The organism is Nocardioides sp. JCM 18999, from assembly GCF_055391175.1.
This window is the reverse complement of record NZ_AP043887.1, coordinates 2,715,139-2,740,202: the sequence shown is the minus strand read 5'-3', so window position 1 is coordinate 2,740,202 and position 25,064 is coordinate 2,715,139. Positions and strand designations below refer to the sequence as shown.

General features: G+C 70.1%; 18 protein-coding genes. 12 read left to right on the top strand and 6 right to left on the bottom strand.

The features are described 5' to 3' along the window. Nucleotides 1-98 precede the first annotated feature (98 nt). On the top strand, nt 99-1,070 hold the full coding sequence (locus ACZ5J1_RS13450; RefSeq protein ID WP_464559605.1) for a DUF6159 family protein: 972 nt from the start codon (nt 99-101) through the stop codon (nt 1,068-1,070). An 84-nt stretch (nt 1,071-1,154) separates the two neighbouring features. Here the strand turns inward: ACZ5J1_RS13450 and ACZ5J1_RS13445 are convergent, their stop codons facing one another. The 3 genes from ACZ5J1_RS13445 to ACZ5J1_RS13435 form a co-directional block, all read right to left on the bottom strand. Next, nucleotides 1,155-2,471, bottom strand: coding sequence for a cytochrome P450 (locus tag ACZ5J1_RS13445; RefSeq protein ID WP_464559603.1), 1,317 nt, complete (start codon nt 2,469-2,471; stop codon nt 1,155-1,157). A 66-nt stretch (nt 2,472-2,537) separates the two neighbouring features. After that, nucleotides 2,538-4,064 (bottom strand): hypothetical protein, encoded by a 1,527-nt coding sequence (locus tag ACZ5J1_RS13440; protein ID WP_464559601.1) that lies wholly within the window; start codon nt 4,062-4,064, stop codon nt 2,538-2,540. 137 nt (nt 4,065-4,201) lie between these two features. Beyond that, nucleotides 4,202-5,524 carry a S1C family serine protease gene (locus ACZ5J1_RS13435; protein WP_464559599.1) on the bottom strand — a complete coding sequence of 441 codons (1,323 nt, stop codon included), beginning with the start codon at nt 5,522-5,524 and terminating at the stop codon, nt 4,202-4,204. Between the two features lie 77 nt (nt 5,525-5,601). Here ACZ5J1_RS13435 and ACZ5J1_RS13430 point away from each other — a divergent pair, with 77 nt between their 5' ends. The 6 genes from ACZ5J1_RS13430 to glmM all read left to right on the top strand — a co-directional run bounded on the left by ACZ5J1_RS13430 (nt 5,602) and on the right by glmM (nt 14,627). Continuing rightward, entirely contained in the window at nt 5,602-9,459 is a 3,858-nt protein-coding gene (locus ACZ5J1_RS13430) for a Pls/PosA family non-ribosomal peptide synthetase (protein WP_464559597.1), read from the top strand. Between the two features lie 10 nt (nt 9,460-9,469). Further along, nucleotides 9,470-10,783 (top strand): M1 family metallopeptidase, encoded by a 1,314-nt coding sequence (locus ACZ5J1_RS13425; protein ID WP_464559595.1) that lies wholly within the window; start codon nt 9,470-9,472, stop codon nt 10,781-10,783. 20 nt (nt 10,784-10,803) lie between these two features. Continuing rightward, the gene (locus tag ACZ5J1_RS13420) at nt 10,804-12,093 is read left to right on the top strand and encodes a citrate synthase (RefSeq protein WP_464559593.1); all 1,290 of its coding nucleotides are present in this window, start codon (nt 10,804-10,806) and stop codon (nt 12,091-12,093) included. A 201-nt stretch (nt 12,094-12,294) separates the two neighbouring features. Then, on the top strand, nt 12,295-12,738 hold the full coding sequence (gene rplM / locus ACZ5J1_RS13415; RefSeq protein ID WP_464559591.1) for a 50S ribosomal protein L13: 444 nt from the start codon (nt 12,295-12,297) through the stop codon (nt 12,736-12,738). A gap of 14 nt (nt 12,739-12,752) precedes the next feature. Next, complete coding sequence (gene rpsI, locus ACZ5J1_RS13410) at nt 12,753-13,262, top strand: 30S ribosomal protein S9 (RefSeq protein WP_464559589.1); 510 nt, start codon at nt 12,753-12,755, stop codon at nt 13,260-13,262. Nucleotides 13,263-13,280: 18 nt separating this feature from the next. Further along, nucleotides 13,281-14,627, top strand: a complete 1,347-nt coding sequence (glmM, locus tag ACZ5J1_RS13405; protein ID WP_464559587.1) for a phosphoglucosamine mutase — start codon at nt 13,281-13,283, stop codon at nt 14,625-14,627. Here glmM and coaA read toward each other — a convergent pair. Further along, nucleotides 14,624-15,598, bottom strand: a complete 975-nt coding sequence (gene coaA / locus ACZ5J1_RS13400) for a type I pantothenate kinase (RefSeq protein WP_464559585.1) — start codon at nt 15,596-15,598, stop codon at nt 14,624-14,626. The genes glmM and coaA overlap by 4 nt on opposite strands. A gap of 78 nt (nt 15,599-15,676) precedes the next feature. Here coaA and glmS point away from each other — a divergent pair, with 78 nt between their 5' ends. Continuing rightward, nucleotides 15,677-17,524, top strand: coding sequence for a glutamine--fructose-6-phosphate transaminase (isomerizing) (glmS, locus tag ACZ5J1_RS13395; RefSeq protein WP_464559583.1), 1,848 nt, complete (start codon nt 15,677-15,679; stop codon nt 17,522-17,524). 3 nt (nt 17,525-17,527) lie between these two features. Here glmS and ACZ5J1_RS13390 read toward each other — a convergent pair whose 3' ends face one another. Together ACZ5J1_RS13390 and ACZ5J1_RS13385 are read right to left on the bottom strand one after the other, a co-directional pair. After that, complete coding sequence (locus tag ACZ5J1_RS13390) at nt 17,528-18,871, bottom strand: flavin-containing monooxygenase (RefSeq protein WP_464559581.1); 1,344 nt, start codon at nt 18,869-18,871, stop codon at nt 17,528-17,530. Beyond that, complete coding sequence (locus tag ACZ5J1_RS13385) at nt 18,868-19,998, bottom strand: serine hydrolase domain-containing protein (RefSeq protein ID WP_464559579.1); 1,131 nt, start codon at nt 19,996-19,998, stop codon at nt 18,868-18,870. Before ACZ5J1_RS13385 ends, ACZ5J1_RS13390 begins: the two co-directional genes overlap by 4 nt. A gap of 49 nt (nt 19,999-20,047) precedes the next feature. On the opposite strand from ACZ5J1_RS13385, the gene ACZ5J1_RS13380 reads away from it, so the two are divergent. The 4 genes from ACZ5J1_RS13380 to ACZ5J1_RS13365 are packed head-to-tail and all read left to right on the top strand — an operon-like array spanning nt 20,048 to nt 25,034. Then, nucleotides 20,048-21,649 (top strand): class I adenylate-forming enzyme family protein, encoded by a 1,602-nt coding sequence (locus tag ACZ5J1_RS13380; RefSeq protein ID WP_464559577.1) that lies wholly within the window; start codon nt 20,048-20,050, stop codon nt 21,647-21,649. A 56-nt stretch (nt 21,650-21,705) separates the two neighbouring features. Then, nucleotides 21,706-22,566: a nitrilase-related carbon-nitrogen hydrolase gene (locus ACZ5J1_RS13375; protein ID WP_464559575.1), complete on the top strand. Its 861-nt coding sequence runs from the start codon at nt 21,706-21,708 to the stop codon at nt 22,564-22,566. Further along, nucleotides 22,563-23,996: a dihydropyrimidinase gene (hydA, locus tag ACZ5J1_RS13370; protein WP_464559573.1), complete on the top strand. Its 1,434-nt coding sequence runs from the start codon at nt 22,563-22,565 to the stop codon at nt 23,994-23,996. The genes ACZ5J1_RS13375 and hydA overlap by 4 nt, the downstream gene beginning before the upstream one ends. A gap of 9 nt (nt 23,997-24,005) precedes the next feature. Further along, entirely contained in the window at nt 24,006-25,034 is a 1,029-nt protein-coding gene (locus ACZ5J1_RS13365; protein ID WP_464559571.1) for a TIGR03842 family LLM class F420-dependent oxidoreductase, read from the top strand. Nucleotides 25,035-25,064 lie beyond the last annotated feature (30 nt).

The window sequence follows — 25,064 nt, the reverse complement described above, 5'->3', positions numbered from 1 at the left end:
TCGCCGACTTGAGGGTTCCTGCAGCCGACTTGAGGGTTGTGGTCGCCGAGTTGAGGGTTCGTCGCTAGCATCAGGCGACCGATCTCGAAGGAGCTGTGATGCCCGTCCACGCACCCGGTTGGTATCCCGACTACCAGGACCGTTCGCAGCTCCGGTACTGGGACGGGGACGAATGGACCCAGTACGTGCACGCTCCTGACGGTCCGGACAAGCGCTGGCGTTTTCGGAAGATGAAGCGGACGACCTTCAAGCCGTCGGCCCAGCTGGCTGAGGCCACCTACCGGATGGTCTTCGCCGACCGCTGGATGATCGTGTTCCTCTTCCTCGGCGGGGTCGTCTCGGCGCTCGCGAGTGCAGCGATTCTGATCCCTGCCGCCACCATCGGACACACCTTGCCTGCCTGGCAGGGTGACGGGCTGCGCGGCGTGCTCGTCGCGGCGGCGGCGTTCGGCGCCTCGACCTTCATCATGCAGTTCGTGATGGGAGCGGTGATCGGCGCGGCGATGCAGCGCGCCGAGGGTCAGCCCGTGACAGTGCGGGAAGCCTGCCGGATCGCGTGGGGACGCCGCCGCCAGCTGCTCGCCTGGGCGCTGGTCTCGACGTTCGTGGGCGCTGGGGTCCGAATGCTCGAAAGGACGGGGATGGGTGGTCTCGTCGCTGCCCTCACCCTCAACCTCGGGTGGGCGGTGGCCACGGTCTTCGCCACGCCGGTGATCATGGTCGAGGGCACCATGCCGCTCGAGACCCTGAAGCGTTCGGCCGGGGTGCTTCGACGCCACTTCGGAGTGACCGTGATCGGCAACGTCACGCTCGCCCTGCCCTGGGCTGTGTTGTCGTTCAGCTCGATCGGTGTCGCCGTTGTCGGCGGCATCGTGCTGATCAGCACGTCCGGCGTGAGCGCTGTGATCGGCGCACTCGTGCTGGTTGCCGGCCTGATCGGGGTCTGCTTCTGCTACGCGATCTCATCGGCGCTGTCGGCGTACCTCCAGGCGAACATTTACCGCTACGCGGCCGGGCTCCAGACTCCGGGCGTGGACCAGCGCTGGTTCCCGCCCCAGCTTCCTGCCTGAAACCTCAAGTCGGCGGTCACAACCCTCAAGTCGGCGGTCACAACCCTCAACTCGGCGGCCGGAACCCTCAAGTCGGCGAAGGGCTCAGGCGGGGACCGAGGCTCCGTGGGGGTGGACGGGGAGGCGGTCGAGGCCGTAGACGATCGAGAGGTCGCGGAAGCCGAGGCTGGCGATGTCGTCGGTCGCCATCGCGAGGTTGGGGAAGCGCTTGGACAGGCCGGTGAGGGCGGCGCGCAGCTCCATCCGGGCGAGCTCGGCACCGACGCAGCGGTGCATGCCGTGGCCGAAGGCGAAGTTCATCGTCTCGGCGTTGCGCAGGTCGAACTGCTCCGGGTTGGGCATCACGCGGGGGTCGCGGTTGGCTCCGGAGAGGGAGACGATGACGACGTCGCCCTTGCGCACCTGGTGGCCGAACAGGTCGAGGTCCTCGCGGGCGAACCGGGGGAACGCGATCTGCACCGGGCAGAGGTAGCGCAACAGCTCGTCGACGATCGTGTTGACCTCCTCGGGCGTGCCCTCGCGCAGGAGCCGGTAGGCCTCGGGGTTCTGGGTCAGCACGTAGGCGCCCATCGACAGCATCGCGGCCGACGTCTCGTAGCCGCCGAGGAAGAGTCCGTCGGCCAGGCCGCCGAGCTCGATGTCGTCGAACTCGTCGCCGCGGGTCCGGATGATCTCACCGATCAGGCCCTCGCCCGGGTTCTCCCGCTGCGCCTTGACGGTGTTGATCAGGAAGGTGCGGGTCTCGGTCGCGGCACCGAACGCGCCGGCACCGGCGCCGGCCTCGTCGCTGATGTCGAACCGGGCGATGCCGAGGGTGTGGAACTCGTCGCGGACGTCCTCCGGCATGCCGAGCAGGTCGCAGATCACCCGGAACGGGATCTCGAACCCGAAGGCGTCGACCAGGTCGACCACGCCGTCGGCGGCCGCCGCGGTGGCCTCCATCCGGTCGAGGGTGGAGCTCACGATCTCGTCGATGCCCTCCTCGAGCCGGCGCAGCCGGCGCATGGTGAACTCGGGCGTCAGCACGCCGCGCAGCCGGGTGTGGTCGGGGGCGTCGGTGAACCCGAGCCCGCCCACGCCCTCGGCGCTGTCCTGCTTGCGGTTGCCGAGCAGGTGCCGGATGTCGTTGGAGTACGACGTCATGTCGGCCAGGACGACCTTGGACTCCTCGTGCCCGGAGACCAGCCAGATCTTGATCCCGAGGATGTCGCCGAGCGCGTGGATCGGGGCGACGGCCCGCTGGGCGGCGAGCTCGGGCACCGGGTCGACGGCGTCGCGACGCAAGGGGTACGTCAGGTGCTCCGGCACCCGCTTCAGCGTGGTGATGTCGGGGAACCCCGAGGAGTTCTTTCGCATCGCCCAGCGCAGCGCGAACTGGCGGGCAGCCGTGATCAGACCCATGTCCTCATTGTGACTGACGGTGCTGCCCGATGTGCATCAGGGCAGAACCTGAGTCGCCCCCGAGATTCACCCTGCCGTCGCCGGCCGTACGGCGACCAGGCCGGTGATGGTGCCCTGGAGCAGCGTCCGGTCGGGAAGGATCGTGCCCACCATCTGCAGCGTGTCGGAGGTCGGCCCGAGTCCGATCAGCGTCTTCGACAGCACCTCGCCGGTCGCCGGTGAGATCCGGTCGAGGTACCAGGTGAGTCCGCTGGCGCCTCGCTCGGTCGTGTAGACCACCCCTTCTGTGCGCGACAGTCGCGGCACCGCGGCCGAGGGGATCCGGTTCTTCCAGGTGGGCCGGCAGCTGGCGTCGATGCTGGTGACCACCCGGGCGCCGGTGCGGCGCCGCAGCTCGGCCACGTCCCGCTTGAGCGCGCGGATCCGGGCCCTCGGCCGGTGCGCCGCCCGCGCGGCGGCCAGACGCCGGGACGCGTGCAGGTACCGCTGGCGCAGCCGCTGGCTGCCGCGACTGAACGTGGTCCGGCGTACCGTCCGCTCGCTCAGGTCGAAGCGCTGCATCCCGCCCGCGAACTCGGCCGAGGTCGGCTCGGCCGCCGGAGCCGAGGCCGTCGCCTGCGCCGGGTACGGGTAGCCGTAGGTGCTGCCGAGGTAGATCGCGCTGCCCCAGGCCAACGGCGAGTTCTCGGTGCCGCTGTTGTCGAGGTCGAACGTCGGTGTCGCGCAGACCTGCTCCCCGGTGCTGGTCCGGTAGACCAGCAGGCGCTCGCGGGGGCGGGCGTTGTCGGTGATGACGACGTAGTCGTGGTTCGTGCGCGGCCCGAAGAAGGTCGGCGTCGACCCGCTGCCGTGGCTGAGCTGTCCGGGCTTGCGCGCCGGCCCTCGGTCATAAGGTCGTCGCCACACCACCTGGACCCCGGTCCGGCTCCCACGGACCAGGTACGTCGCGTGGTCGGTGGTGATCGCCACGCCGGCCGCCGAGGTCGCGATCGAGTTGGCGACCACCTCGTTGCCGCCGCCGAGGGTCCGGAACCGGACGGCGCCGGCCGGGGTGATGTAGCCCGCCCGGCCCTGGGCGGTGGCGAACCAGACGGCGCGGTCGAACCCGGGGGCCACCGTGGTGATCGCGTCTCCGCCGGGGAGCCGGACCGGGACGGCGCGGTCCTGGGTGATCTCCCACCCGATCGCGGTCCGACGGTGCCCCAGCCACAGCACCGAGCCACTCCCGTCCACGGTCACCAGACGGTCGTGGTCGTCGACGTAGGCGTAGACGCCGCCGAGCAGGGCCCCGGCGCTCAGGTGCCGCCGTGCCACCGGAAGCAACGTGGTCGGGTCGAGCAGGTAGAGGCTCGGCGCCCGGTCGACGTACTCCGTGCAGAGCGCCTGCACCACGCCGTCGGCGCCGGCCAGGATCGTCGGGCACACCGCGGGCAGCGGGATCTGCTGGGCCGGCTGCGGGTCCGCCCCCGGTCCGGCGTACGGCGTCGTGTCGGAGGCGCCGGCGTCGCCGTGCATCGACGACGTGCCGTCCGGGCCCGCGCCGGGGGAGGAGGCGAGGGCGACGGTGAGCAGTGCGGCGGCGAGCTTGATCACAAACGATGTCAACTAACAAAATGGACAAATGTCATGACCGGTCCGGCGTGATCGCGCTCACAAAGAACGAGACCCGGTCACCGAGCGAGTCGGTGGCCGGGTCTCGTCCTCCAAGGAGATGGAACCGTGGGGCGAGGTCAGCTCGTGGTGACCTCGGCGTCGGAGTCGAGGACCAGCTTCACCGAGTCCTCCTTGCCGTTGCGCGTGTAGGTGATCGTGACCTCGTCGCCGGGGCGGTAGGCCCGGATCGTGGCGACCAGCGAGTCGGCGCCGAAGATCAGGGTGTCGTCGACCTTCAGGATGACGTCGCCCTTCTTCAGGCCGGCCTTCTCCGCGGTCGAGCCCTTGTTCACGCCCGTGATGAGCGCGCCGGGGCTGCTGAACGGAGAGACCTCCTGGCCGTCCGGGCTGGGCGTGCTGCCCTCGCCCCCACTGCCGGAGGCGGAACCGCCGACGTCGGAGACCGTGATCCCGAGCCGGGCGTGGGTGGGCGTCTCGCCCTTGACCATCTGGTCGATGATCGGCTTGATCTCGTCGACCGGGATCGCGAAGCCCAGACCGATCGAGCCCGACTCGCCGACCCCGTCGGTGCGGATCGAGGCGTTGATCCCGACGACCTGGCCGGCCAGGTTGACCAGCGCGCCGCCCGAGTTGCCCGGGTTGATCGCGGCGTCGGTCTGGATGGCCGGGTAGACGGTGGAGTTGCCCTCCTTGTCCGAGCCGACGTTGACCGGTCGGTCCAGCGCGCTGACGATGCCCGAGGTGACGGTGGAGTCCAGCCCGAACGGCGAACCGATCGCCACCACGCCCTGACCGACCGAGAGTGCGTCGGAGGAGCCGATCGCGGCGGGCTTGAGGCCGGCCTTGTCGACCTTGATCACCGCGGTGTCGGTGAGCGGGTCGGTGCCGAGCACCTTGGCCGGCGCCGAGGAGCCGTCGTTGAAGTCGACCCGGATCTGACCGTTGTCGCCGACGATCTCGACCACGTGGTTGTTGGTCACGATCTCGCCGTTGGCCGAGAGGATGATGCCCGAGCCCGAACCGGAGGAGTCCGAGCCGGCGACCTCGATCTTGACCACGCTCGGCAGCACCTCCTCGGCCACGGCCTGGACGCTGCCCGCCGGCGCGGGCGTCTTGGAGGGCGAGGCCGACGGGCCGGAGAAGAGTCCGGTCGTCGGGTTGCCGTCGTTGCGGTTCTCGTACACCGCGGATCCGGCGTACCCCGCCGCGCCGCCGACCACCAGCGCACCGACCAGGAGACCGGTCGCGCCGAGACCCTTGCGGGAACGCTTCTTCTCGTGCGCCGGTGTCGGAGCAGACAGGTGCGGCGGCGGGGGAGGCGGAGCGAGCGGCTGCGTCGGGGGAGCGCTCGGCGGTGCGCTGAGCGGCAGGGTGTGCTCGTGGGTGGACTCTGGAGCCGGTTCCGCGGGGGAGCCGCCCATGGACTCGTGGTCACTCATGGGCACAACAATGCACTGAAATGCTGTGATCCGGCTGAAAGCATCTGCTGTTTACCTGGGTCGGCCATGCTGCACCCGTGCCCCCACGCGATCCGCTCCGCCGCAGCGATGCAGCCCCGGCGCCCCGGACCCTGGTCGACATCTTCCGCACCACCGCCGCCCTCGCCCCCGACGACCCGGCACTCGAGGCGGGCAACGCCGTCCTGACCTACGCGGAGCTGGAGGAGGCCGCCGACGACCTCGCCGCCGAGCTCGGCGCGGCCGGCATCGGGGCCGGGGACAAGGTCGGCATCCGGATCAACTCGGGCACGCTCGACCTGTACGTCGCCATCCTCGGCGTCCTGATGGCCGGCGCCGCCTACGTCCCCGTCGACGCCGACGACCCGGAGGAGCGGGCCCGGCTGGTCTTCGGTGAGGCTGGGGTGGCGGCCGTGATCGAGAACGACCTGGCGATCGACGTACGTCGCCCGGGCGATCCGCTCGAGGCCACCGACCCGGCCCCGGAGGACGACTGCTGGGTGATCTTCACCTCCGGCTCGACCGGCAAGCCGAAGGGCGTGGCCGTCACCCACCGCAGCGGCGCGGCGTTCGTCGACGCCGAGGCCCGGATGTTCCTCACCGACGCCCCCATCGGGGTCGGCGACCGGGTGATGGCCGGACTGTCGGTCGCCTTCGACGCCAGCTGCGAGGAGATCTGGCTCGCCTGGCGGTACGGCGCCTGCCTGGTGCCGGCGCCGCGCGCCCTGGTCCGCTCCGGGGTCGACGTGGGGCCGTGGCTGGTGGCCAACCGGATCACGATCGTCTCGACGGTGCCCACCCTGGTGGCCCTGTGGCCGGCGGAGGCGCTGGCGAAGGTCCGACTGCTGATCACCGGCGGCGAGGCGATGCCGCTCGAGCTCGCCGCGCGGCTGCAGGCGCCGGGTCGGGAGGTGTGGAACACGTACGGACCGACCGAGGCCACCGTGGTCGCCTGCGGCGCGATCGTGGACGGAGAGGCGCCGATCCGGATCGGGCTGCCGCTCGACGGGTGGGACCTCGCGGTCGTCGACCCGACCACGGGGGTTCCGGTGGCCGAGGGTGAGCAGGGCGAGCTGATCATCGGAGGCGTCGGTCTGGCCCGCTACCTCGACCCGGTCAAGGACGCGGAGAAGTACGCACCGATGCCGACCCTCGGCTGGGACCGCGCCTACCGCTCGGGCGACATCGTGGTCAACGACCCCGCGGGGCTGCTCTTCGGGGGACGCGCCGACGACCAGATCAAGCTCGGCGGCCGCCGGATCGAGCTGGGCGAGATCGACAACGCCCTGCTCAACCTGGGCGGAGTGGTCAGTGCCGCCGCTGCCGTCCGCACCACCGCCGCCGGCAACAAGGTGCTGGTCGGCTACCTCACCGTCGACGACGACTTCGACCGGGCCGCGTCGATGGCGCGGCTGCGCCAGGAGATGCCCGCTGCCCTGGTGCCACGTCTGGCCGTCGTGGCCGAGCTGCCCACCCGCACCTCCGGCAAGGTCGATCGTGACGCCCTGCCCTGGCCGCTGCCGCGGCAGCGCGACGACGGCGAGGCGGGCCTGGAAGGCACCGCCGCCTGGATCGCGGCGTTGTGGTCGGAGATCCTCGGCGCCGATCCGGGCAGCCTCACCGACGACTTCTTCGACCTGGGTGGTGGCTCGTTGACCGCAGCGCAGGTCGTCGGCCGGTTGCGGGAGCGGTTCCCCGAGGTCGCGATGGGCGACATCTACGAACGGACCACGGTGGGGGGTCTCGCCGAGTTCCTCGACCACCTCGGGGGCCTGGAGGCTTCCGGCACCACCCTCGACCGGGAGGTGCCTGCGGTCCCGACCAAGACCCAGGCCGGCCAGGTCCTCGCCACCGTCGCCCTCCGCGCGCTCGCGGCGCCGCGGTGGCTGACCTGGGTGGCGCTCGCCTCCACGGTCGCCCACCACGCCTGGTCGCCCACCTTCCCGGCGGTGCCGGCCTGGCTGCTGGTCGAGGCCACCCTGCTCTTCCTCACGCCGCCCGGACGGATGCTGCTGGCCGCCGCGTTGGCCCGGACCGTGCTCGCCGGGATCGAGCCGGGCACCTACCCCCGCGGCGGCAAGGTGCACCTGCGGCTCTGGTTCGTCCAGCACGCCGTCGACGAGCTCGGCGCCACCGGTCTCGCCGGTGCTCCGTTCGTCACCTGGTACGCCCGGATGCTCGGCTGCCGGATCGGCTCCGACGTCGACCTGCACTCGATGCCCCCGGTGACCGGCCTGCTCACCGTCTCCCGCGGTGCCTCGATCGAACCCGAGGTGGACCTCTCGGGCTCCTGGATCGACGGCGACACCCTGCACATCGGGCGGATCCGGGTCGGGTCAGGGGCACGGGTGGGGGCCCGGTCGATGCTCGTGCCCGGCGCCCGGGTCGGCGCCGGTGCCGAGATCCAGTCAGGCTCGGCCGTCTTCGGTGACGTCCCGGACGAGGAGTACTGGGGCGGCTCGCCCGCCACCCGGCTCGGCGGCCAGGCCCGCGGTCCGTGGCGCGAGCGGGTCCCACGCAGCCGGCTCTGGCTGGCGGCGTACGCCGGCACGGCGATCCTCCTCGCCGGGCTGCCCGTCCTCGCCGTCGTCGCCGCCGCCAGCGGGGTGCTCGCCCTGGCCGGGACGCCGCAGGACCTGGGAGAGGCCTGGGGCCTGCTGCTCTGGTCGCTGCCCGGCGTCCTCCTCGGGTACGTCGTCCTCGCCCTGTCCATCCTCGTGGTGGTGCGTCTGCTCGGCCTCGTCATCGCCACCGGGGTCCATCCGGTCCGGTCCCTGTCCGGCCTCGCGGTCTGGGCGACGATGCGGGTGCTCGACGACGCCCGGACCTGGCTCTTCGTGCTCTACGCCTCGAGCCTCACCCCGACCTGGCTGCGCCTGCTGGGCGCCAAGGTGGGCAAGGACGTCGAGGCCTCCACCGTGGTGATGATCCCGAGCCTCACCCAGGTCAACGACCAGGCGTTCCTCGCCGACGACACCCTGCTCGGCGGCTACGAGCTCGGCGGTGGCTGGGTCCGGGTCGAGCGGGTCAAGATCGGGAAGCGCGCCTTCGTCGGCAACTCGGGGATGGCGGCACCGGGGCGCAAGGTGCCGAAGGCCTCCTTGGTGGCCGTCCTCTCGGCCGCCCCGAACCGCAAGCGGGTCGCCAAGGGCGGCAGCTACCTCGGCTCTCCGCCGGTGCAGCTGCGGCGCACCACCGAGGAGCAGGACGCGGGCCGCACCTACGCGCCGCCGTTCGGCCTGCGGTTCGCCCGCAGCCTGATCGAGCTGTGCCGGCTCGTCCCGGCGGCGATCGCGATCGGCCTGTTCGGCGTCGTCGTGCTCACCCTGCTGGAGCTGTGGGTCAGGCTCGGACCGGTCGCCGTGGTCGTGCTCTGCGGCCCCCTGCTCTGGGTCGCCGGCCTGGTCGCTGCCGTGATCACCGTCGCCGCCAAGTGGACCCTGGTCGGTCGGTTGGTCCCGGGCGGGCATCCGCTGTGGAGCTCGTTCGTCTGGCGCAACGAGCTGGCCGACACCTTCGTCGAGGTGATCGCCGCGCCGTGGTTCGCCAACCACGTCACCGGCTCCCCGCTCCTGACGACCTGGTTCAAGCTGCTCGGTGCCGACATCGGCCGAGGCGTGTGGATCGAGACCTACTGGTTGCCCGAGACCGACCTGGTCACCCTCGGGGACGGGGCCACGGTCAACGCGGGCAGCGTGGTGCAGACCCACCTCTTCCACGACCGGCTGCTCGCCCTGGACACGGTCACCCTCAAGCGCGGCGCCACCCTGGGGCCGAATAGTGTGATCCTCCCGGCCGCGACCGTGGGCAGACATGCCACCGTCGGACCGGTGTCACTGGTGATGAGAGGGGAGAGCGTGCCGGACAAGACCGCCTGGATCGGCAACCCGATCGGCCCCTGGAACCTGCAGGACTGATGACCGCCGCATGACCAGCGCAGCGCACGGCCTGCCGACGGCCGACCCCTACCTGCCCGGACACGGTGACCCGGGCTGGGGGGCCCAGCACTACGACCTCGACCTGGAGTACTCCCTGGTCGAGAACCGGCTGCGCGGCGAGGCCCGGATCACGGGCGTGGCACGGGAGCGGCTGAGCCGGATCGTGCTCGACCTCGCCGGGCTCGAGGTCCGCAAGCTGACCCTCGACGGCAAGGCCGCCAAGTACGCGGTCCGCGGCGAGCGGATCGTGGTCGCACCCCGCGCGGCGCTCGCGCCGGGCGAGGAGTTCACCCTGGTGCTCAAGTACGCCGGCGTGCCCCGCCCCACGGTGCTCGAGCCGCACGGAGACGCGGGCTGGGAGGAGCTGACCGACGGCGTGATCGTGGCCGGCCAGCCGCACGGCGCCCCCACCTGGTTCCCGTGCAACGACCGGCAGGACGACAAGGCGTCGTACCGGATCGCGATCACCGTCCCGACCGGGTACGTCGCGATCAGCAACGGGGTCGTGGAGCAGCGGATCCGTCGGGGGAGCGGAGAGACCTGGGTCTACCGGGCCGACCAACCGATGTCGACCTACCTGGCGACGATGCAGATCGGCCGCTACGAGCTGACCGAGCTCGACCCGGGAGCGGCGGGCGTGCCGATCCTGGTCGCGGCTCCGCCGCGCTCGGACTGGCGTCCGGCGTTCGCGCACCAGCCGCAGATGATGGCCGCGTTCGTCGAGATGTTCGGCCCCTACCCGTTCCCGACCTACACCAGCGTGATCACCGACGACGAGCTCGAGATCCCGCTGGAGTCGCAGACGCTGTCCACGTTCGGCCGGGCATTTCTCGATCCGGAGTGGCGACACAACCGTTTGGTCGCACACGAAATGGCTCATCAGTGGTTCGGTAACACCGTGACGGCCACGACGATGTCGGACATCTGGTTGCACGAGGGTTTCGCCTGCTACGCCGAGTGGCTCTGGTCGGAGGCCTCCGGCCGGGAGACGGCCGACACCTGGGCACGGGAGTACCACCGCAAGCTCTCCGAGCTGCCGGCCGACCTGGTGCTGGTCGACCCGGGGCCCGAGGACATGTTCGACGACCGGGTCTACAAGCGCGGAGCGCTGACCCTGCACGCCCTGCGGACCCGGATCGGGGACGACTCCTTCTTCGTGCTGCTGCGCAGCTGGGTCGACCGCTACCGCGGTGCGTCGGCCACGACGAAGGATTTCATCGCCCTCGCGGAGGAAATCTCCGGCGCCGCCCTGGGAAGCCTCTTCGATGCCTGGTTGAGGGGTCGCTCGCTCCCGAAAATATAGGCCGGGCTACCCTGAGCGTCGTGACTGAATCTCTTACCGTCCGCGACAACCGCACCGGACACGAGTACGAGGTCCCGATCGTCGACGGCACCATCCGCGCCGCCGACATCGGTCAGATCAAGGCCGGCGAGGATCAGCCCGGCTTGGCGGTCTACGACCCCGGCTTCGTCAACACGGCGTCCTGCCGTTCGTCCATCACGTACATCGATGGTGACCAAGGCATCCTCGAGTACCGCGGCTACCCGATCGAAGAGCTGGCCGCCAAGTCCAACTTCCTCGAGGTCTCGTACCTCCTCGTGCACGGCGAGCTGCCGACGCGGGAGCAGTACGACGAGTGGGTGCACAACATCACCTACCACACGTTCGTGCACGAGAACGTCAAGGACTTCATGCAGGGCTTCCGGTACGACGCCCACCCGATGGGGATGCTGATGGCCTCCGTCGGCGCGCTGTCGACCTTCTACCCGGAGTCGCGCAACATCTCCGACGCCGACAACCGCGACATCCAGATCATCCGGATGATCGCGAAGATGCCGACGCTCGGTGCCTGGTCGTTCCGGCACGCGCAGGGCAAGCCCTACGTCTACCCGGACAACGACCTCTCCTACACCGCCAACTTCCTCTCGATGCTCTTCAAGATGAGCGAGACGAAGTACGAGCCCGACGAGCGCCTGGTCAAGGCCCTCGACACCCTGCTCATCCTGCACGCCGACCACGAGCAGAACGCGTCCACCAACGCGGTTCGCAGCGTCGGCTCGACCCAGGTCGACCCGTACTCCGCGGTCGCCGCCGGTGTCGGTGCGCTCTTCGGTCCGCTGCACGGCGGCGCCAACGAGGCCGTGCTCCGGATGCTCAAGCGGATCGGCAACGTCTCCGAGATCCCCGCGTTCATCGAGGGCGTCAAGGCCGGCAACGAGCGCCTGATGGGCTTCGGTCACCGGGTCTACAAGAACTACGACCCGCGCGCGAAGCTGATCAAGAAGGCCGCCGAGGACGTCTTCGAGGTCACGGGCACCAACCCGCTCCTCGACGTCGCCGTCGAGCTGGAGAAGATCGCGCTCAACGACGAGTACTTCGTCAAGCGCAAGCTGTACCCGAACGTCGACTTCTACTCGGGTCTGATCTACGAGGCGCTGCAGTTCCCGCCGGAGTTCTTCACGGTGCTGTTCGCGATCGGCCGGACCCCCGGCTGGCTCGCGCAGTGGCTCGAGCTGACCACGGACAAGGAGCAGAAGATCGCTCGTCCGAAGCAGATCTACACCGGTGCTCGGGGGCTGGAGTTCACCCCCCGCGAGGAGCGCTGGGCCTGAGGTTCGATCGGGGCCGTCGTACGCCGTTTTGACCGGTGTACGGCGGCCCCGTAGCCTATTTCAGTCGTGACCCCTGCCGCCTGGTTCGCCAGGTAGCTCCGGGGAGGATTCGACTCGCCAGCGTGCTGGAGGAGTGGGACGCCCCGGACTGTGTTCGTCAGAGGTCACGAGTCTTATTACTACGAACAAGTGAGGCACATCGTGGGCACCTACGCTCCGAAGCCCGGCGACATTGAGCGCGCCTGGCACGTGATCGACGCGACCGACGTCCGTCTGGGCCGCCTGTCCGTGCAGGTTGCGAACCTGCTCCGTGGCAAGCACAAGGCGATCTTCGCCCCCAACGCTGACACCGGCGACTTCGTCATCGTCATCAACGCCGAGAAGGTCTCCCTCTCCGGCAAGAAGCGCACCGACAAGCTGATCTACCGTCACTCGGGCTTCCCGGGCGGTCTGACGGCCACCCCGATCGGTGAGATCGTCGACAAGGACGCCCGCAAGGCCGTCGAGCACGCCGTGTGGGGCATGCTGCCGAAGAACAAGCTCGGCCGCCAGATGATCACCAAGCTGAAGGTCTACTCGGGCCCGACGCACCCGCACACCGCTCAGAAGGCTCAGCCCTTCGAGATCACCCAGATCGCCCAGTGACTGAGGACTTTGACGTGACTGAGAACATTGACACGGCCGTCGAGGCCGACGAGACCTTCGAGGTCGACGCTGACGGCGTGGCCTACACCAGCGAGTCCGCTGCGTCGGTCGACACCCCGGCCCGTCCGGCCACCATCGCCCCCGGCGCGGCCACTGGCCGTCGCAAGGAGGCCGTCGCTCGCGTTCGCCTCGTTCCGGGCACCGGCGTCTGGACCCTCAACGGTCGCACCATCGACGACTACTTCCCGAACAAGCTGCACCAGCAGATCGTGAACGAGCCCTTCACGGCTCTCGGTCTCGAGGGTCGCTTCGACGTCATCGCCCGTATCCACGGTGGTGGCATGGCTGGCCAGGCCGGCGCTCTGCGTCTCGGCGTGGCTCGCTCGCTCAACGCGATCGACCTGGACCTGTACCGGGCGACGCTGAAGAAGGCCGGTCTGCTCACGCGTGACGCCCGCGCCGTCGAGCGCAAGAAGGCCGGTCTCAAGAAGGCCCGCAAGGCTTCGCAGTTCTCGAAGCGCTGATCGCGGCCCAACCGCAGCATGCGCCTTTTTGGCACGGACGGGGTCCGGGGCCTGGCGAACGGTGACACGCTCACCGCTTCGCTGGCCCTGGACCTCGCTGTTTCTGCCGCCCAGGTCCTGGCCGACGCCGGCCAGTTCGAGGGCCACCGCCCCGTCGCGGTCGTCGGCCGGGACCCGCGGGTCTCGGGCCAGTTCCTCGAGGCCGCCGTCTGTGCGGGCCTGGCCTCGGCCGGCGTCGACGTCTTCGAGCTCGGAGTCGTCCCGACGCCCGGGATCGCCTACCTGACCGGCTCCCTCTCGGCCGACCTCGGTGTCGTCATCACCGCCTCGCACAACCCCATGCCGGACAACGGCATCAAGTTCCTCGCCCGCGGTGGGGTCAAGCTCGACGACGCCCTCGAAGAGGCGATCGAGGAGCGTCTGGGTCAGCCCTGGACCCACCCGACCGGTGCCGGTGTGGGCCGGATCGGCTACTACCACGGCGCGATCGACGACTACGTCGACCACCTGCTCGCCTCCCTGCCGCACCGCTTGGACGGCCTGACCGTCGTGCTCGACTGCGCCAACGGCGCGGCCCACGAGTCGGCGCCGATCGCCTTCGAGCGCGCCGGTGCCCGGGTGATCCCGCTGCACCACCAGCCCAACGGGCTCAACATCAACGACGGCGTCGGCTCGACCCACATGGACAGCCTGCGCAAGGCGGTGCTCGAGCACGGTGCCGACGTCGGCTTCGCCTTCGACGGCGACGCCGACCGCTGCCTGGCCGTGGACGCCGCCGGCGAGCTCGTCGACGGCGACCAGATCATGGGTGTCCTCGCCCTGGCGATGGACGCCTCCGGCCACCTGCACGAGCGCACCCTGGTCACCACCGTGATGAGCAACATCGGCCTGCACCAGGCGATGAAGGCCGCCGGGATCACCGTGCGCAGCACCGGCGTCGGTGACCGCTACGTACTCGAGGACATGAACGCCGGCGGCTACTCCCTCGGCGGAGAGCAGTCCGGCCACATCATCATGAGCGAGTACGCCACCACCGGCGACGGCACCCTGACCGCGCTGCACCTGGCCGCCCGGATGGCCGCGACCGGATCGACGATGGCGACGCTCGCAGCCTGCGTGACCCGCTCGCCCCAGGTGCTGGTCAACGTCGGCGGCGTCGACCGCTCACGCTGCGCCACCGATGCCGCGGTCGCCGACGCCGTACGGACGGCCGAGGCGGAGCTGGGCGAGGCCGGACGGGTGCTGCTGCGCCCGAGCGGCACCGAACCGCTGGTCCGGGTGATGGTCGAGGCCCCCACCGAGGACGACGCCCGCGAGGTCGCGGACCGGCTCGCCGCGGTCGTGGCCCAGCACCTGGCTCTCTAGAGCTTCTTCACCCGCACGTAGGCGACGGAGTGGTCGCTGGCCTTGCGCAGCACCAGGTTCGCCCGGGAGCGGGTGAGCAGCACGTTCTGCTCCAGGTTCGGGCCGTTGATGCTGTCCCAGATCCGGCCGGCCTCGGCGACGGCCTCGTCGAGGGTGAGCGAGGCGTACTTGCGGAAGTAGGAGTCGGGGTTGCGGAACGCGGTCTCGCGCAACCGCAGGAAGCGGTCGACGTACCACTCCTTGATGTCCTTGGTGGCGGCGTCGACGTAGATCGAGAAGTCGAAGAAGTCCGAGATCGCCAGCCCGATCCGACCGTCCTCGCGGACCCGGCCGGGCTGGAGGACGTTGAGCCCCTCGACGATCACGATGTCGGGACGCTTGACCACGACCGGCTCCTCGGGCAGCACGTCGTAGACGAGGTGGGAGTACGTCGGCGCCAGCACCTCGTCGCGTCCCGACTTGATGTCGACCACGAAGCGGAGCAGCGCGCGCCGGTCGTAGGACTCGGGGAACCCCTTGCGCTGCATCAGGCCGCGGCGCTCGAGCTCCGCGTTGGGGTAGAGGAACCCGTCGGTCGTCACCAGTGCGACGTTGGGGTGCTCGGGCCAGTGCGCCAGCATCTGCTGCAGCACGCGGGCCACGGTCGACTTCCCGACGGCCACCGACCCGGCCACCCCGATCACGAACGGGGTGCGCGGCGGGATCTTGCCGTGCAGGAACTCCTCCTGGTCGCGGTGCAGCTTCGCGTTGGCCGAGACGTACAGGGAGAGCAGCCGCGAGAGCGGCAGGTAGACCTGGGCGACCTCGTCGATGTCGATCTTGTCCGAGACGCCGCGCAGCCGCTCGATCTCCTCGGCCGACAGCGGGATCGGGGTCTCGGGGGCCAGCTCGGCCCACGCTTCCCGGCTCAGCTCGACCCAGGGGGAGGACTCACCCGGGTCGATGATGCCGCCCGCGGTCTCGCTGCCCATGGCACGGATTCTTCCCTACCGCCTCCGCGGGGGTGACGATGACCTGGGTTTCGGCGACGGCCCGATAGACTCGGGCCCATGTGCGGCATCGTTGGGTACGTCGGAACGAAGCCCGCTCAGGGGGCGATCATCGAAGGTCTGCGGCGGATGGAGTACCGCGGATACGACTCCGCGGGGATCGCGGTGGTCCGACCCGACGAGACCCTCGAGGTCCGCAAGAAGGCGGGCAAGCTGGCCAACCTGGACGCGCTGCTCGAAGCCGATCCGCTGCCCGAGTCCTTCACCGGCGTCGGCCACACCCGCTGGGCCACCCACGGTGGCCCGACCGACGCGAACGCTCACCCCCACCTCGGCCGGACCGGCCGGGTCGCGGTCGTGCACAACGGCATCATCGAGAACTTCGCCGAGCTGCGCGCCGAGCTCGAGGCGGCGGGACACCACCTGCTCTCGGAGACCGACACCGAGATCGCCGCCCACCTGCTCGAGTGCGAGGTGGTGGCGGGGGCCAGCCTGACCGTCGCGATGGAGCGGGTCTGCAGCCGGCTCGAGGGCGCCTTCACCTTCGTCGCGGTCGACGCCGCCGACCCGGACCGGATCGTCGGTGCGCGGCGCAACTCCCCGCTCGTGGTCGGGTTGGGCGAGGGGGAGAACTTCCTCGGCTCCGACGTGGCCGCGTTCATCGAGCACACCCGCTCCGCCCTCGAGATCGACCAGGACAAGGTCGTCACGATCACCGCCGACGGCGTGCAGGTCTCCAACTTCGACGGGACGCCGGCCGAGGGCCGCCCGTTCCACGTCGACTGGGACCTCTCCGCGGCGCAGAAGGACGGCTACGACTGGTTCATGCGCAAGGAGATCTTCGAGCAGCCGCGCGCCGTCGCCGACGCCCTGCTGGGCCGCCGCGGCCTGGACGCGAAGCTGCAGCTCGACGAGATGCGGCTCTCCGACGACGAGCTGCGCCAGATCGACAAGATCATCATCATCGCCGCCGGGACCTCGTTCTACGCCGGCATGGTGGCGAAGTACGCGATCGAGCACTGGTGCCGGATCCCGGTCGAGGTCGAGCTCTCCAGCGAGTTCCGCTACCGCGACCCGATCGTCGACCACGGAACCCTGGTGGTGGCGATCAGCCAGTCCGGCGAGACCGCCGACACCCTGCAGGCGATCCGGCACGCTCGGGTGCAGCGGGCCAGGGTGCTGGCGATCTGCAACACCAACGGATCCACCATCCCGCGCGAGTCCGACGCAGTGATCTACACCCATGCGGGTCCCGAGATCGGGGTCGCCTCGACCAAGGGTTACGTCACCCAGCTGGTCGCCTGCTACCTGCTCGCGCTCTACCTCGCCCAGGTCAAGGGCACCCGCTTCGGTGACGAGATCAACCGCACCCTCGCCGAGCTGGACGCCATCCCCGAGGCGATCGAGACGGTCCTGGCGGGGGCCGAGGAGATCTACACCCTGGCCCGCGAGCACGTGGACTCGCGCACCTTCCTCTTCCTCGGCCGTCACGCCGGCTACCCGGTCGCGCTCGAGGGCGCGCTGAAGCTCAAGGAGCTGGCCTACCGGCACGCCGAGGGCTTCGCCGCCGGCGAGCTCAAGCACGGCCCGATCGCGCTGGTCGAGGACGGGCTTCCGGTGCTGTGCATCGTCCCGCCGCAGGGGCGCGACCAGCTGCACGACAAGATGCTCTCCGGCATCCAGGAGGTGCGCGCCCGCGGCGCCCGCACCATCGTGCTGGCCGAGGAGGGCGACGACCGCGTCGCGCCGTACGCCGACACCCTGATCCGGTTGCCCCGCGTCCCCGTCCTGCTGCAGCCGCTGGTGGCGGTCGTGCCGCTGCAGCTGTTCGCCTGCGAGCTCGCGACGGCGATGGGCCACGACGTGGATCAGCCGCGGAACCTGGCGAAGTCGGTCACGGTCGAATAAGCGTCAACCGGCGCGTTCGGCCAGCGACCTGGCGCGCTCGCGACCCTCGGTGAGCTCGGCGTTGAGGTCCAGGCAGTAGCGACCGAAGTCGATCTGGATCGTGTGCCGTGGTGCGTCGTAGTACTGCTCCAGGTGGGCCGCCTCGTCGGCGCGCATGATCCGCTCCTGCTCGCCCGGCTCCGGCAGGGCGTAGCTGCCCTCGATCACCCCGGCGATCAGCTTCGACTGCTGCTCGGCGAGGTTGACGATCGTCGGTGAGGACTGGGCCAGACCGGCGAAGAACAGGTGGTCCAGGCCCGGCTTCACGATCCGCTTGAACAGCGGGAAGCGGTGCTCGGCGTCGGGGTGCAGCTCGGTGTCGTCGGCGTCGAAGAACGGGAACGAGATCTCGTAGCCGGTCGCGCACACGATCACGTCGGCCTCCACGCTGGTGCCGTCGACCAGGTGGACCGTGGAGCCGTCGAGGCGAGCGATCTCGGGCAGCATGTGGATGTCGCCCGACCCGGCCTTGGTCAGGAAGTCCGCGCTGACCGTGGGGTGGGCCGAGAGCGGCTCGTGGTCGGGCTCGGGCAGCCCGTAGCTGCTCATCGAGCCGACCAGCTCACGGATCAGGGTCCGGGAGGCGGCCAACGCCTGCGCCTTGGGGATGTCCGGTGGGGCCATCACCTTGTCGGCCGGCTGGCCGTTGCGGTACTTCGGGAGCACCCAGACGCCGCGCCGGGCCGAGACGGAGAGTCGGTCGGCCATCCACGGGAAGGCCAGCTCGCTGGCGATGTCGACGGCGGAGTTGCCCAGGCCGACCACGATCACGCGCTGGCCGCGCATCTCGACCGGATCGAAGGGGGAGCGGTAGGCGTGGCTGTGCAGGATCGTGCCGTCGAAGCGGCTGTCCGGGTCGGTCGCCCAGTTCGGGAGCCGCGGCTTCCAGTGGTGCCCGTTGGCCACCACCAGGTCGGTGTAGCTCCGGGTCTCGCCGGTGGTCAGGGTGACCTCCCAGCTGCCGTCGGCCTGCCGGGTCGCCCGGGTGACGCCGGTGTTGAACGTGATCGCCTCGCGCAGGCCGAAGTGGTCGACGTAGTCGCGGAAGTAGGAGTGGATCAGGGTGTGGTGCGGGAAGTGCGGGAAGTCGGCCGGCGCCGGGAACTCCTCGAACTCCAGCCGGGTGGTGGAGGTGTCGATGTGCAGCGACTCGTAGACCGAGGAGCGGCCGTTGGGGTTGTCGAAGTACCAGTTGCCGCCGACGTCGTCGGAGAGCTCGAACTGGTCGTAGGCGATGCCGTGGTCGGCCAGCCGCTTGGCGGTGGTGAAGCCGGAGCAGCCGGCCCCGATGATGCAGACCTTCGTCATGACGCCTCCAGGCAGCGGTAGGTGGTGCGGACGTAGTCGTCGGTGCGGGGCGACGAGACCAGGTGGGGGACCAGCCGGTTCATCGCGTAGGCGAGAGTGAGTCGGCGGTCGAGGTCGTGGACCACGATCGCGCCGCCGTACCCCGTCCACCAGACGCGCCGGTCGGCGGCGGGCAGGTCGGTCACCGGCGGGGAGAGGGCGAAGCCGAGACCCCACGTGAGCGACACCGGGAGCACCAGGTCGGGCCCGTCGGCCTGGACCTCGACGAGGCGGTCGAGGGTCTCGGGCGACAGCAGCCGCTGCCCGTTCCAGACCCCGCCGTGGGAGATCGCGGCCTGGGCGAGCGCGATCCCGCGGGCGTTGGCGTGACCGTTGGCGCCGGCCACCGAGACCCGGCGCCAGTCGTCGCTGTTGCACAGGTCGATGTCGAGGATCGGGTTGGTCAGGGTGCGGATCAGCTGACTGCCCTCGGGCAGCGCGCTCAGGTCGAGCCGTTCGGTCGGGCCGATCAGGTCCGCACAGCGCGCCAGCACGGCCTCGGGCACGCCGAGGTGGACGTCGGCCCCCAGCGGTTCGGCGATCTCGGTCGCGAAGACGTCCGCCAACGGGCGGCCCACGGCGGCGCGGACCAGCCCGTCGAGCAGGTGCCCGTAGCTGACCATGTGGTAGCCCGACGCCGTGCCCGGGGTCCACCACGGCTCCTGGTCGGCGAGCATCGCCTCCGAGCGCTTCAGGTCGAGCAGGGTCTCGGCGTCGCACGGCTCGGACCAGCCGGCGAACCCCGAGGTGTGGCTGAGCAGGTGCCGGACCAGCACGTCGGGGTGGTCGAACTCGGGCCAGTACGTCGCCACCGACTCGTCCAGGTCGAGCACGCCGCGGTCGACGAGGACCAGCACGGTCAACGCCGCCATCGTCTTGGTGATCGACCAGACCTGGGTCACGGTGTCGGCGGTCCAGGGCTGCCCCGGCCGTGCCTCCCCGCCCCACAGGTCGACCACCAGCTCGCCGTCGTGGACGACCGCGAGCGAGGCTCCGGCCTCCGATCCGTCGGAGATCCGGGCCGCGAGGAGCTCCCGCAGCGGTGCGAAGTCGGGATGGACGAAGCCGTCGACGGCTGCTGCGGTCACGGGCCCGAGAATAGGAACACGTTCTAGTCTTGGCAACTAGTCTGACCCGGTGACCGTGAGTCGAGACGAGATCATCGCCCGCCTGACCGCCCCCGGCGAACCCTTCGAGATCACCCGGGAGACGGTCCGCGGCCAGCAGCTCGACGTGTTCGCCGGCCGCCATCGCAGCCTGGGTGAGCTGCTCGAGGCGTCGCTCGCCTTCGGCGACGGGGAGTACCTGGTCAGCGCGACCGAGCGGATCACCTTCGCCGAGCACCAGGCGATGGTCGCCGCCCTGGCCGAGGCACTCCGCTCGGAGCACGGCGTCGGGCCCGGCGACCGGGTCGCGATCTGCGCGGCGAACTGTCCGCGCTGGGTGGTCGCGTTCTGGGCGGCCGTCTCGCTCGGTGCCGTCGCGGTCGGGATGAACTCGCAGTGGGCGGCCGGCGAGATGGCCCACGGACTCGCGCTCACCGAGCCCACCGTGGTCCTGACCGACGCCCCGCGGCGTGCCCTGCTGGAGGCCGACGGGCCGCTCCGGGTGCCGGTGATCGACCTCGACGCCGACCTGCCGGACCTGGTCGCCCGGCATGCCGGCGCCCCGCTGCGCCTGGCCGAGGTGGGCGAGGACGACCCCGCGGTGGTGCTCTTCACCAGCGGCACCTCGGGACGGGCCAAGGGGGCGACCCACTCGCACCGCAACGTGATCGCGGCGCTCTGGTTCCACCTGCTCAACGACGCCGTCGCCGCGGCGATGGGATTCCCGCAGGCGGATCGGCGGTTCCTGCTCGCCACCCCGCTGTTCCACATCGCCGCGCTGCACAACCTCGCCGTGGTCCGGCTGGCGGTCGGTGACACCGCCGTCGTGCACCTGGGCCGCTTCGAGATCGCCGACGTCCTGCGCCTGATCGAAGCCGAACGGGTGACTAACTGGGGGGCCGTTCCTACCATGCTCAACCGACTTGTTGACCACGCCGAGGAGCATGGCCTGGACGACGTCGACCTGAGCTCGTTGCGCACCGTCTCGGTCAACAGCGCCCCGTCCTCGGTCGACCTCGCCCGCCGGCTCCGGGACGCGATCCCGGCCGCCGCGCGCAGTCTCGGGACGTCGTACGGACTGACGGAGTCCTCGACCGCGGCCACGCTCGCCTCCGCCGCCGACCTTGAAGCCGACCCGGCCACCGTCGGTCGGGCGGTCCCGACGATGCAGGTCGAGGTCCGCGACGGGGAGATCTGGCTGCGCGGCGCGCAGATGATGCTGGGCTACTGGGGCGACCCGGTCGCGACCGTCGAGGCCTTCGACGCCGGCGGATGGTTCGCGACCGGCGACCTCGGATCATTGGTCGACGGCGGTCACCTGCACATCGACACCCGGCGCTCCGACCTCATCCTGCGCGGCGGCGAGAACGTCTACCCCGCCGAGGTCGAGGCCCAGCTCGCCAGCCACCCGGACGTGCGCGAGTGCGCCGTGATCGGGGTCGACGACGCCGACCTCGGGCAGGCGGTGGCCGCGATCGTGGTGCTGCGCCCCGGACGCACGATCGGAGAGCACGACCTGGTCGAGCACCTGCGTCCCCGGCTGGCGCGCTACAAGATCCCGACGGCTTGGACGCTGACCGAATCGGCGCTGCCGCGCAACGCCACCGGGAAGGTGAGCCGACGCGACCTTTGACGTTCATGTCACGCAGACCCTGGACATTCGAAACACCAGGCTCGAAGAATCAGTTCATGACGATCGTTCGGGCGGCTATCTCGCAGACCACGTGGACCGGTGACAAGGAGTCGATGCTCGATCGCCACGAGCGGTTCGCTCGCGACGCCGCGGCGGACGGGGCCCAGGTGATGTGCTTCCAGGAGCTCTTCTACGGGCCGTACTTCGGCATCACGCAGGACAAGAAGTACTACTGCTACGCCGAGCCGGCCGACGGTCCGATCGTGCAGCGCTTCGCCGCCCTGGCGAAGGAGCTCGGCCAGGTGATGGTGCTCCCGATCTACGAGGAGGCCGAGACCGGGATCTACTTCAACACCTCCGTGCTCGTGGACGCCGACGGCACGATCCTCGGCAAGTACCGCAAGGTGCACATCCCGCACGTGGAGAAGTTCTGGGAGAAGTTCTACTTCAAGCCCGGCAACCTCGGCTTCCCCGTCTTCGAGACCGCGGTCGGCAAGATCGGGATGTACATCTGCTACGACCGGCATTTCCCCGAGGGCTGGCGCGAGCTCGGCCTCAACGGGGCCCACATCGTGTTCAACCCCAACGCCACCAAGCCCGGACTGTCGAACCGGCTCTGGGAGGTCGAGGGGCCGGCCGCAGCGGTGGCCAACGGCTACTTCGTGCTCCAGCCCAACCGGGTCGGCCTCGAGGACAACGAGTACGGCGACGAGGCGGTCAACTTCTACGGCACCTCCAACGTGATCGACCCCCGAGGCAACTTCGTCGGGGAGCGTGGCTCGGGGACGACCGAGGAGCTGCTGGTCCGTGACCTCGATCTCGCCATGGTGCAGGAGATGCGCGACGACTGGCAGTTCTACCGCGACCGCCGACCCGAGACCTACACCCACATCGCGACGCCCGGAGCGACGTCATGAGCACGCTGCTGATCCGGGGCGGGACGGTGGTCAACGCCACCGGCACGGTCCTCGCCGACGTACTCGTCGACGGGGAGCAGATCGTCGCCGTCCTCGCACCCGACTCGAACGCACTCGGGACGATCGACGCCGACACCGTGATCGACGCGACCGGGAAGTACGTCATCCCCGGCGGCATCGACGCGCACACGCACTTCTCGCTGCCCTTCGGTGGCACTGAGGCGGCCGACAACTTCGACACCGGCACCCGGGCCGCGGCCTGGGGCGGCACCACCACGGTGATTGACTTCGCCGTCCAGCGCTACGGCGAGCGGGTCGAGGACGGCCTGGCGACCTGGCACGCGATGGCGCTCGGCGAGGCCCACATCGACTACGGCTTCCACCAGATCGTCGGCGGCGTCGACGAGGAGTCGCTCAAGGCGATGCACCGCCTGGTCGACGAGGGCATCACCTCGTACAAGCTCTTCATGGCCTACCCGGGTGTCTTTTACTCCGACGACGCCCAGATCCTGCGCGCCATGCAGGTCGCCCGGGAGTCCGGGCTGCTGACGATGATGCACGCCGAGAACGGGCCCGCGATCGACGTGCTCGCCGCCCAGCTGGTGGAGTCGGGCGAGACGTCGCCGTACTTCCACGGGATCGCCCGGGCCTGGCAGATGGAGGAGGAGGCCACTCACCGCGCGATCATGCTGGCCGACGTCACCGACGCGCCGCTCTACGTCGTGCACGTCTCGGCCAAGCAGGCCGTCGCCCAACTCGCGGCGGCGCGTGACCGGGGCAAGAACGTCTTCGCCGAGACCTGTCCGCAGTACCTCTACCTCTCCCTGGAGCAGCAGCTCGGCGCGACGAGCGAGGAGTGGGGCGACTTCGAGGGTGCCAAGTGGGTCTGCTCGACCCCGCTGCGCAGCGAGACCGAGGGGCACCTCGAGGCGATGTGGCGCGGCCTGCGGACCAACGACCTGCAGATGGTCTCGACCGACCACTGCCCGTTCTGCATGAAGGACCAGAAGACGCTGGGGCGCGACGACTTCAGGGCGATCCCCAACGGGATCGGCACGATCGAGCACCGGGTCGACCTGATGTACCAGGGCGTCGTCACCGGCCGGATCTCCCTGCCGCGGTGGGTCGAGATCATCGCGACCACGCCGGCGCGGATGTTCGGGCTCTACGGTCGCAAGGGGGTGATCCAGCCCGGCGCGGACGCCGACATCGTCGTCTACGACCCGAACGGGCACACCTCGATCGGGATCGGGGAGGGTCGCAAGCACCACATGAACATGGACCACTCCGCCTGGGAGGGGTTCGAGATCGACGGGCACGTCGACGTCACGATCTCCCGCGGGAGCGTGCTCCTGGCCGACGGCACCTACCGCGGCACCAAGGGACACGGCCGGTTCCTGAAGCGCGACCTGACGCAGTACCTGACCTGAGGGGGAGCGATGGACTTCGGTGTCGTGCTGCAGACCAATCCGCCCGTGTGGCGCACCGTCTCGCTGTCCAAGCAGGCCGAGGAGCTCGGCTTCGACATGGTGTGGACCTTCGACTCGCACCTGCTGTGGATGGAGCCCTACGTCATCCACAGCGCGATCCTGGCCGAGACCCACACGATCAAGGTCGGCCCGTTCGTGACCAACCCGGCGACCCGGGACTGGACCGTGACGGCGTCGGTGTTCGCGACGTTGAACGAGATGTACGGCAACCGGACGGTCTGCGGGATCGGCCGCGGCGACTCGGCGGTGCGGGTGCTCAACGGACGCCCCTCGACGATCACGGAGATGCGCGAGGCCACCCACGTCATCCGGGAGCTCGCCAACTGCCGCTCGGTCGAGGTCAACGGGTCGACGCTGCAGTTCCCGTGGGCGACCCGCTCCGAGCTCGAGGTCTGGATCGCGGCCTACGGTCCGTTGGCGCTCAAGGCCGCCGGCGAGGTGGGCGACGGCTTCATCCTGCAGCTGGCCGACCTCGACATCGCGCGCTGGATGATCGGGGCGGTCCGTGCTGCCGCGTCCGCGGCCGGGCGTGATCCTGACGCGATCACGTTCTGCGTCGCCGCGCCGGCGTACGTCACCGACGGGTCACCCGGGGCACGTGCCCACGCGATCGAGCAGTGCCGCTGGTTCGGCGGGATGGTCGGCAACCACGTCGCCGACATCGTCGCGAAGTACGGCACCGGGTCCGGTGTCCCGCAGGCGCTGACCGACTACATCGCGGGCCGGGAGGGCTACGACTACAACCAGCACGGCCGCGCCGGGAACACCCACGCCGCGTTCGTGCCCGACGAGATCGTCGAGCGGTTCTGCCTGATCGGCCCGGTCGAGGAGCAGGTCGCCAAGCTCGAGGCGCTCCGCGAGCTCGGGGTCGACCAGTTCGCGGTCTACCTCCAGCACGACGACCAGGACGCCACGCTCAGTGCCTACGGCACCCAGGTCATTCCCCGGGTGCGCTCGGGGGGAGTAGCGAGGTTATGATCGCTGAAGGGCGGGATTGGCGACGAAATC

Excerpts from the sequence above, each read along its gene's own strand:
- ACZ5J1_RS13450 (WP_464559605.1), top strand. The coding sequence starts at position 99 with ATGCCCGTCCACGCACCCGGTTGGTATCCCGACTACCAGGACCGTTCG.
- ACZ5J1_RS13445 (WP_464559603.1), bottom strand. The coding sequence starts at position 2,471 with ATGGGTCTGATCACGGCTGCCCGCCAGTTCGCGCTGCGCTGGGCGATG.
- ACZ5J1_RS13435 (WP_464559599.1), bottom strand. The coding sequence starts at position 5,524 with ATGAGTGACCACGAGTCCATGGGCGGCTCCCCCGCGGAACCGGCTCCA.
- ACZ5J1_RS13425 (WP_464559595.1), top strand. The coding sequence starts at position 9,470 with ATGACCAGCGCAGCGCACGGCCTGCCGACGGCCGACCCCTACCTGCCC.
- glmM (WP_464559587.1), top strand. The coding sequence starts at position 13,281 with ATGCGCCTTTTTGGCACGGACGGGGTCCGGGGCCTGGCGAACGGTGAC.
- coaA (WP_464559585.1), bottom strand. The coding sequence starts at position 15,598 with ATGGGCAGCGAGACCGCGGGCGGCATCATCGACCCGGGTGAGTCCTCC.
- glmS (WP_464559583.1), top strand. The coding sequence starts at position 15,677 with ATGTGCGGCATCGTTGGGTACGTCGGAACGAAGCCCGCTCAGGGGGCG.
- ACZ5J1_RS13390 (WP_464559581.1), bottom strand. The coding sequence starts at position 18,871 with ATGACGAAGGTCTGCATCATCGGGGCCGGCTGCTCCGGCTTCACCACC.
- ACZ5J1_RS13375 (WP_464559575.1), top strand. The coding sequence starts at position 21,706 with ATGACGATCGTTCGGGCGGCTATCTCGCAGACCACGTGGACCGGTGAC.
- hydA (WP_464559573.1), top strand. The coding sequence starts at position 22,563 with ATGAGCACGCTGCTGATCCGGGGCGGGACGGTGGTCAACGCCACCGGC.
- ACZ5J1_RS13365 (WP_464559571.1), top strand. The coding sequence starts at position 24,006 with ATGGACTTCGGTGTCGTGCTGCAGACCAATCCGCCCGTGTGGCGCACC.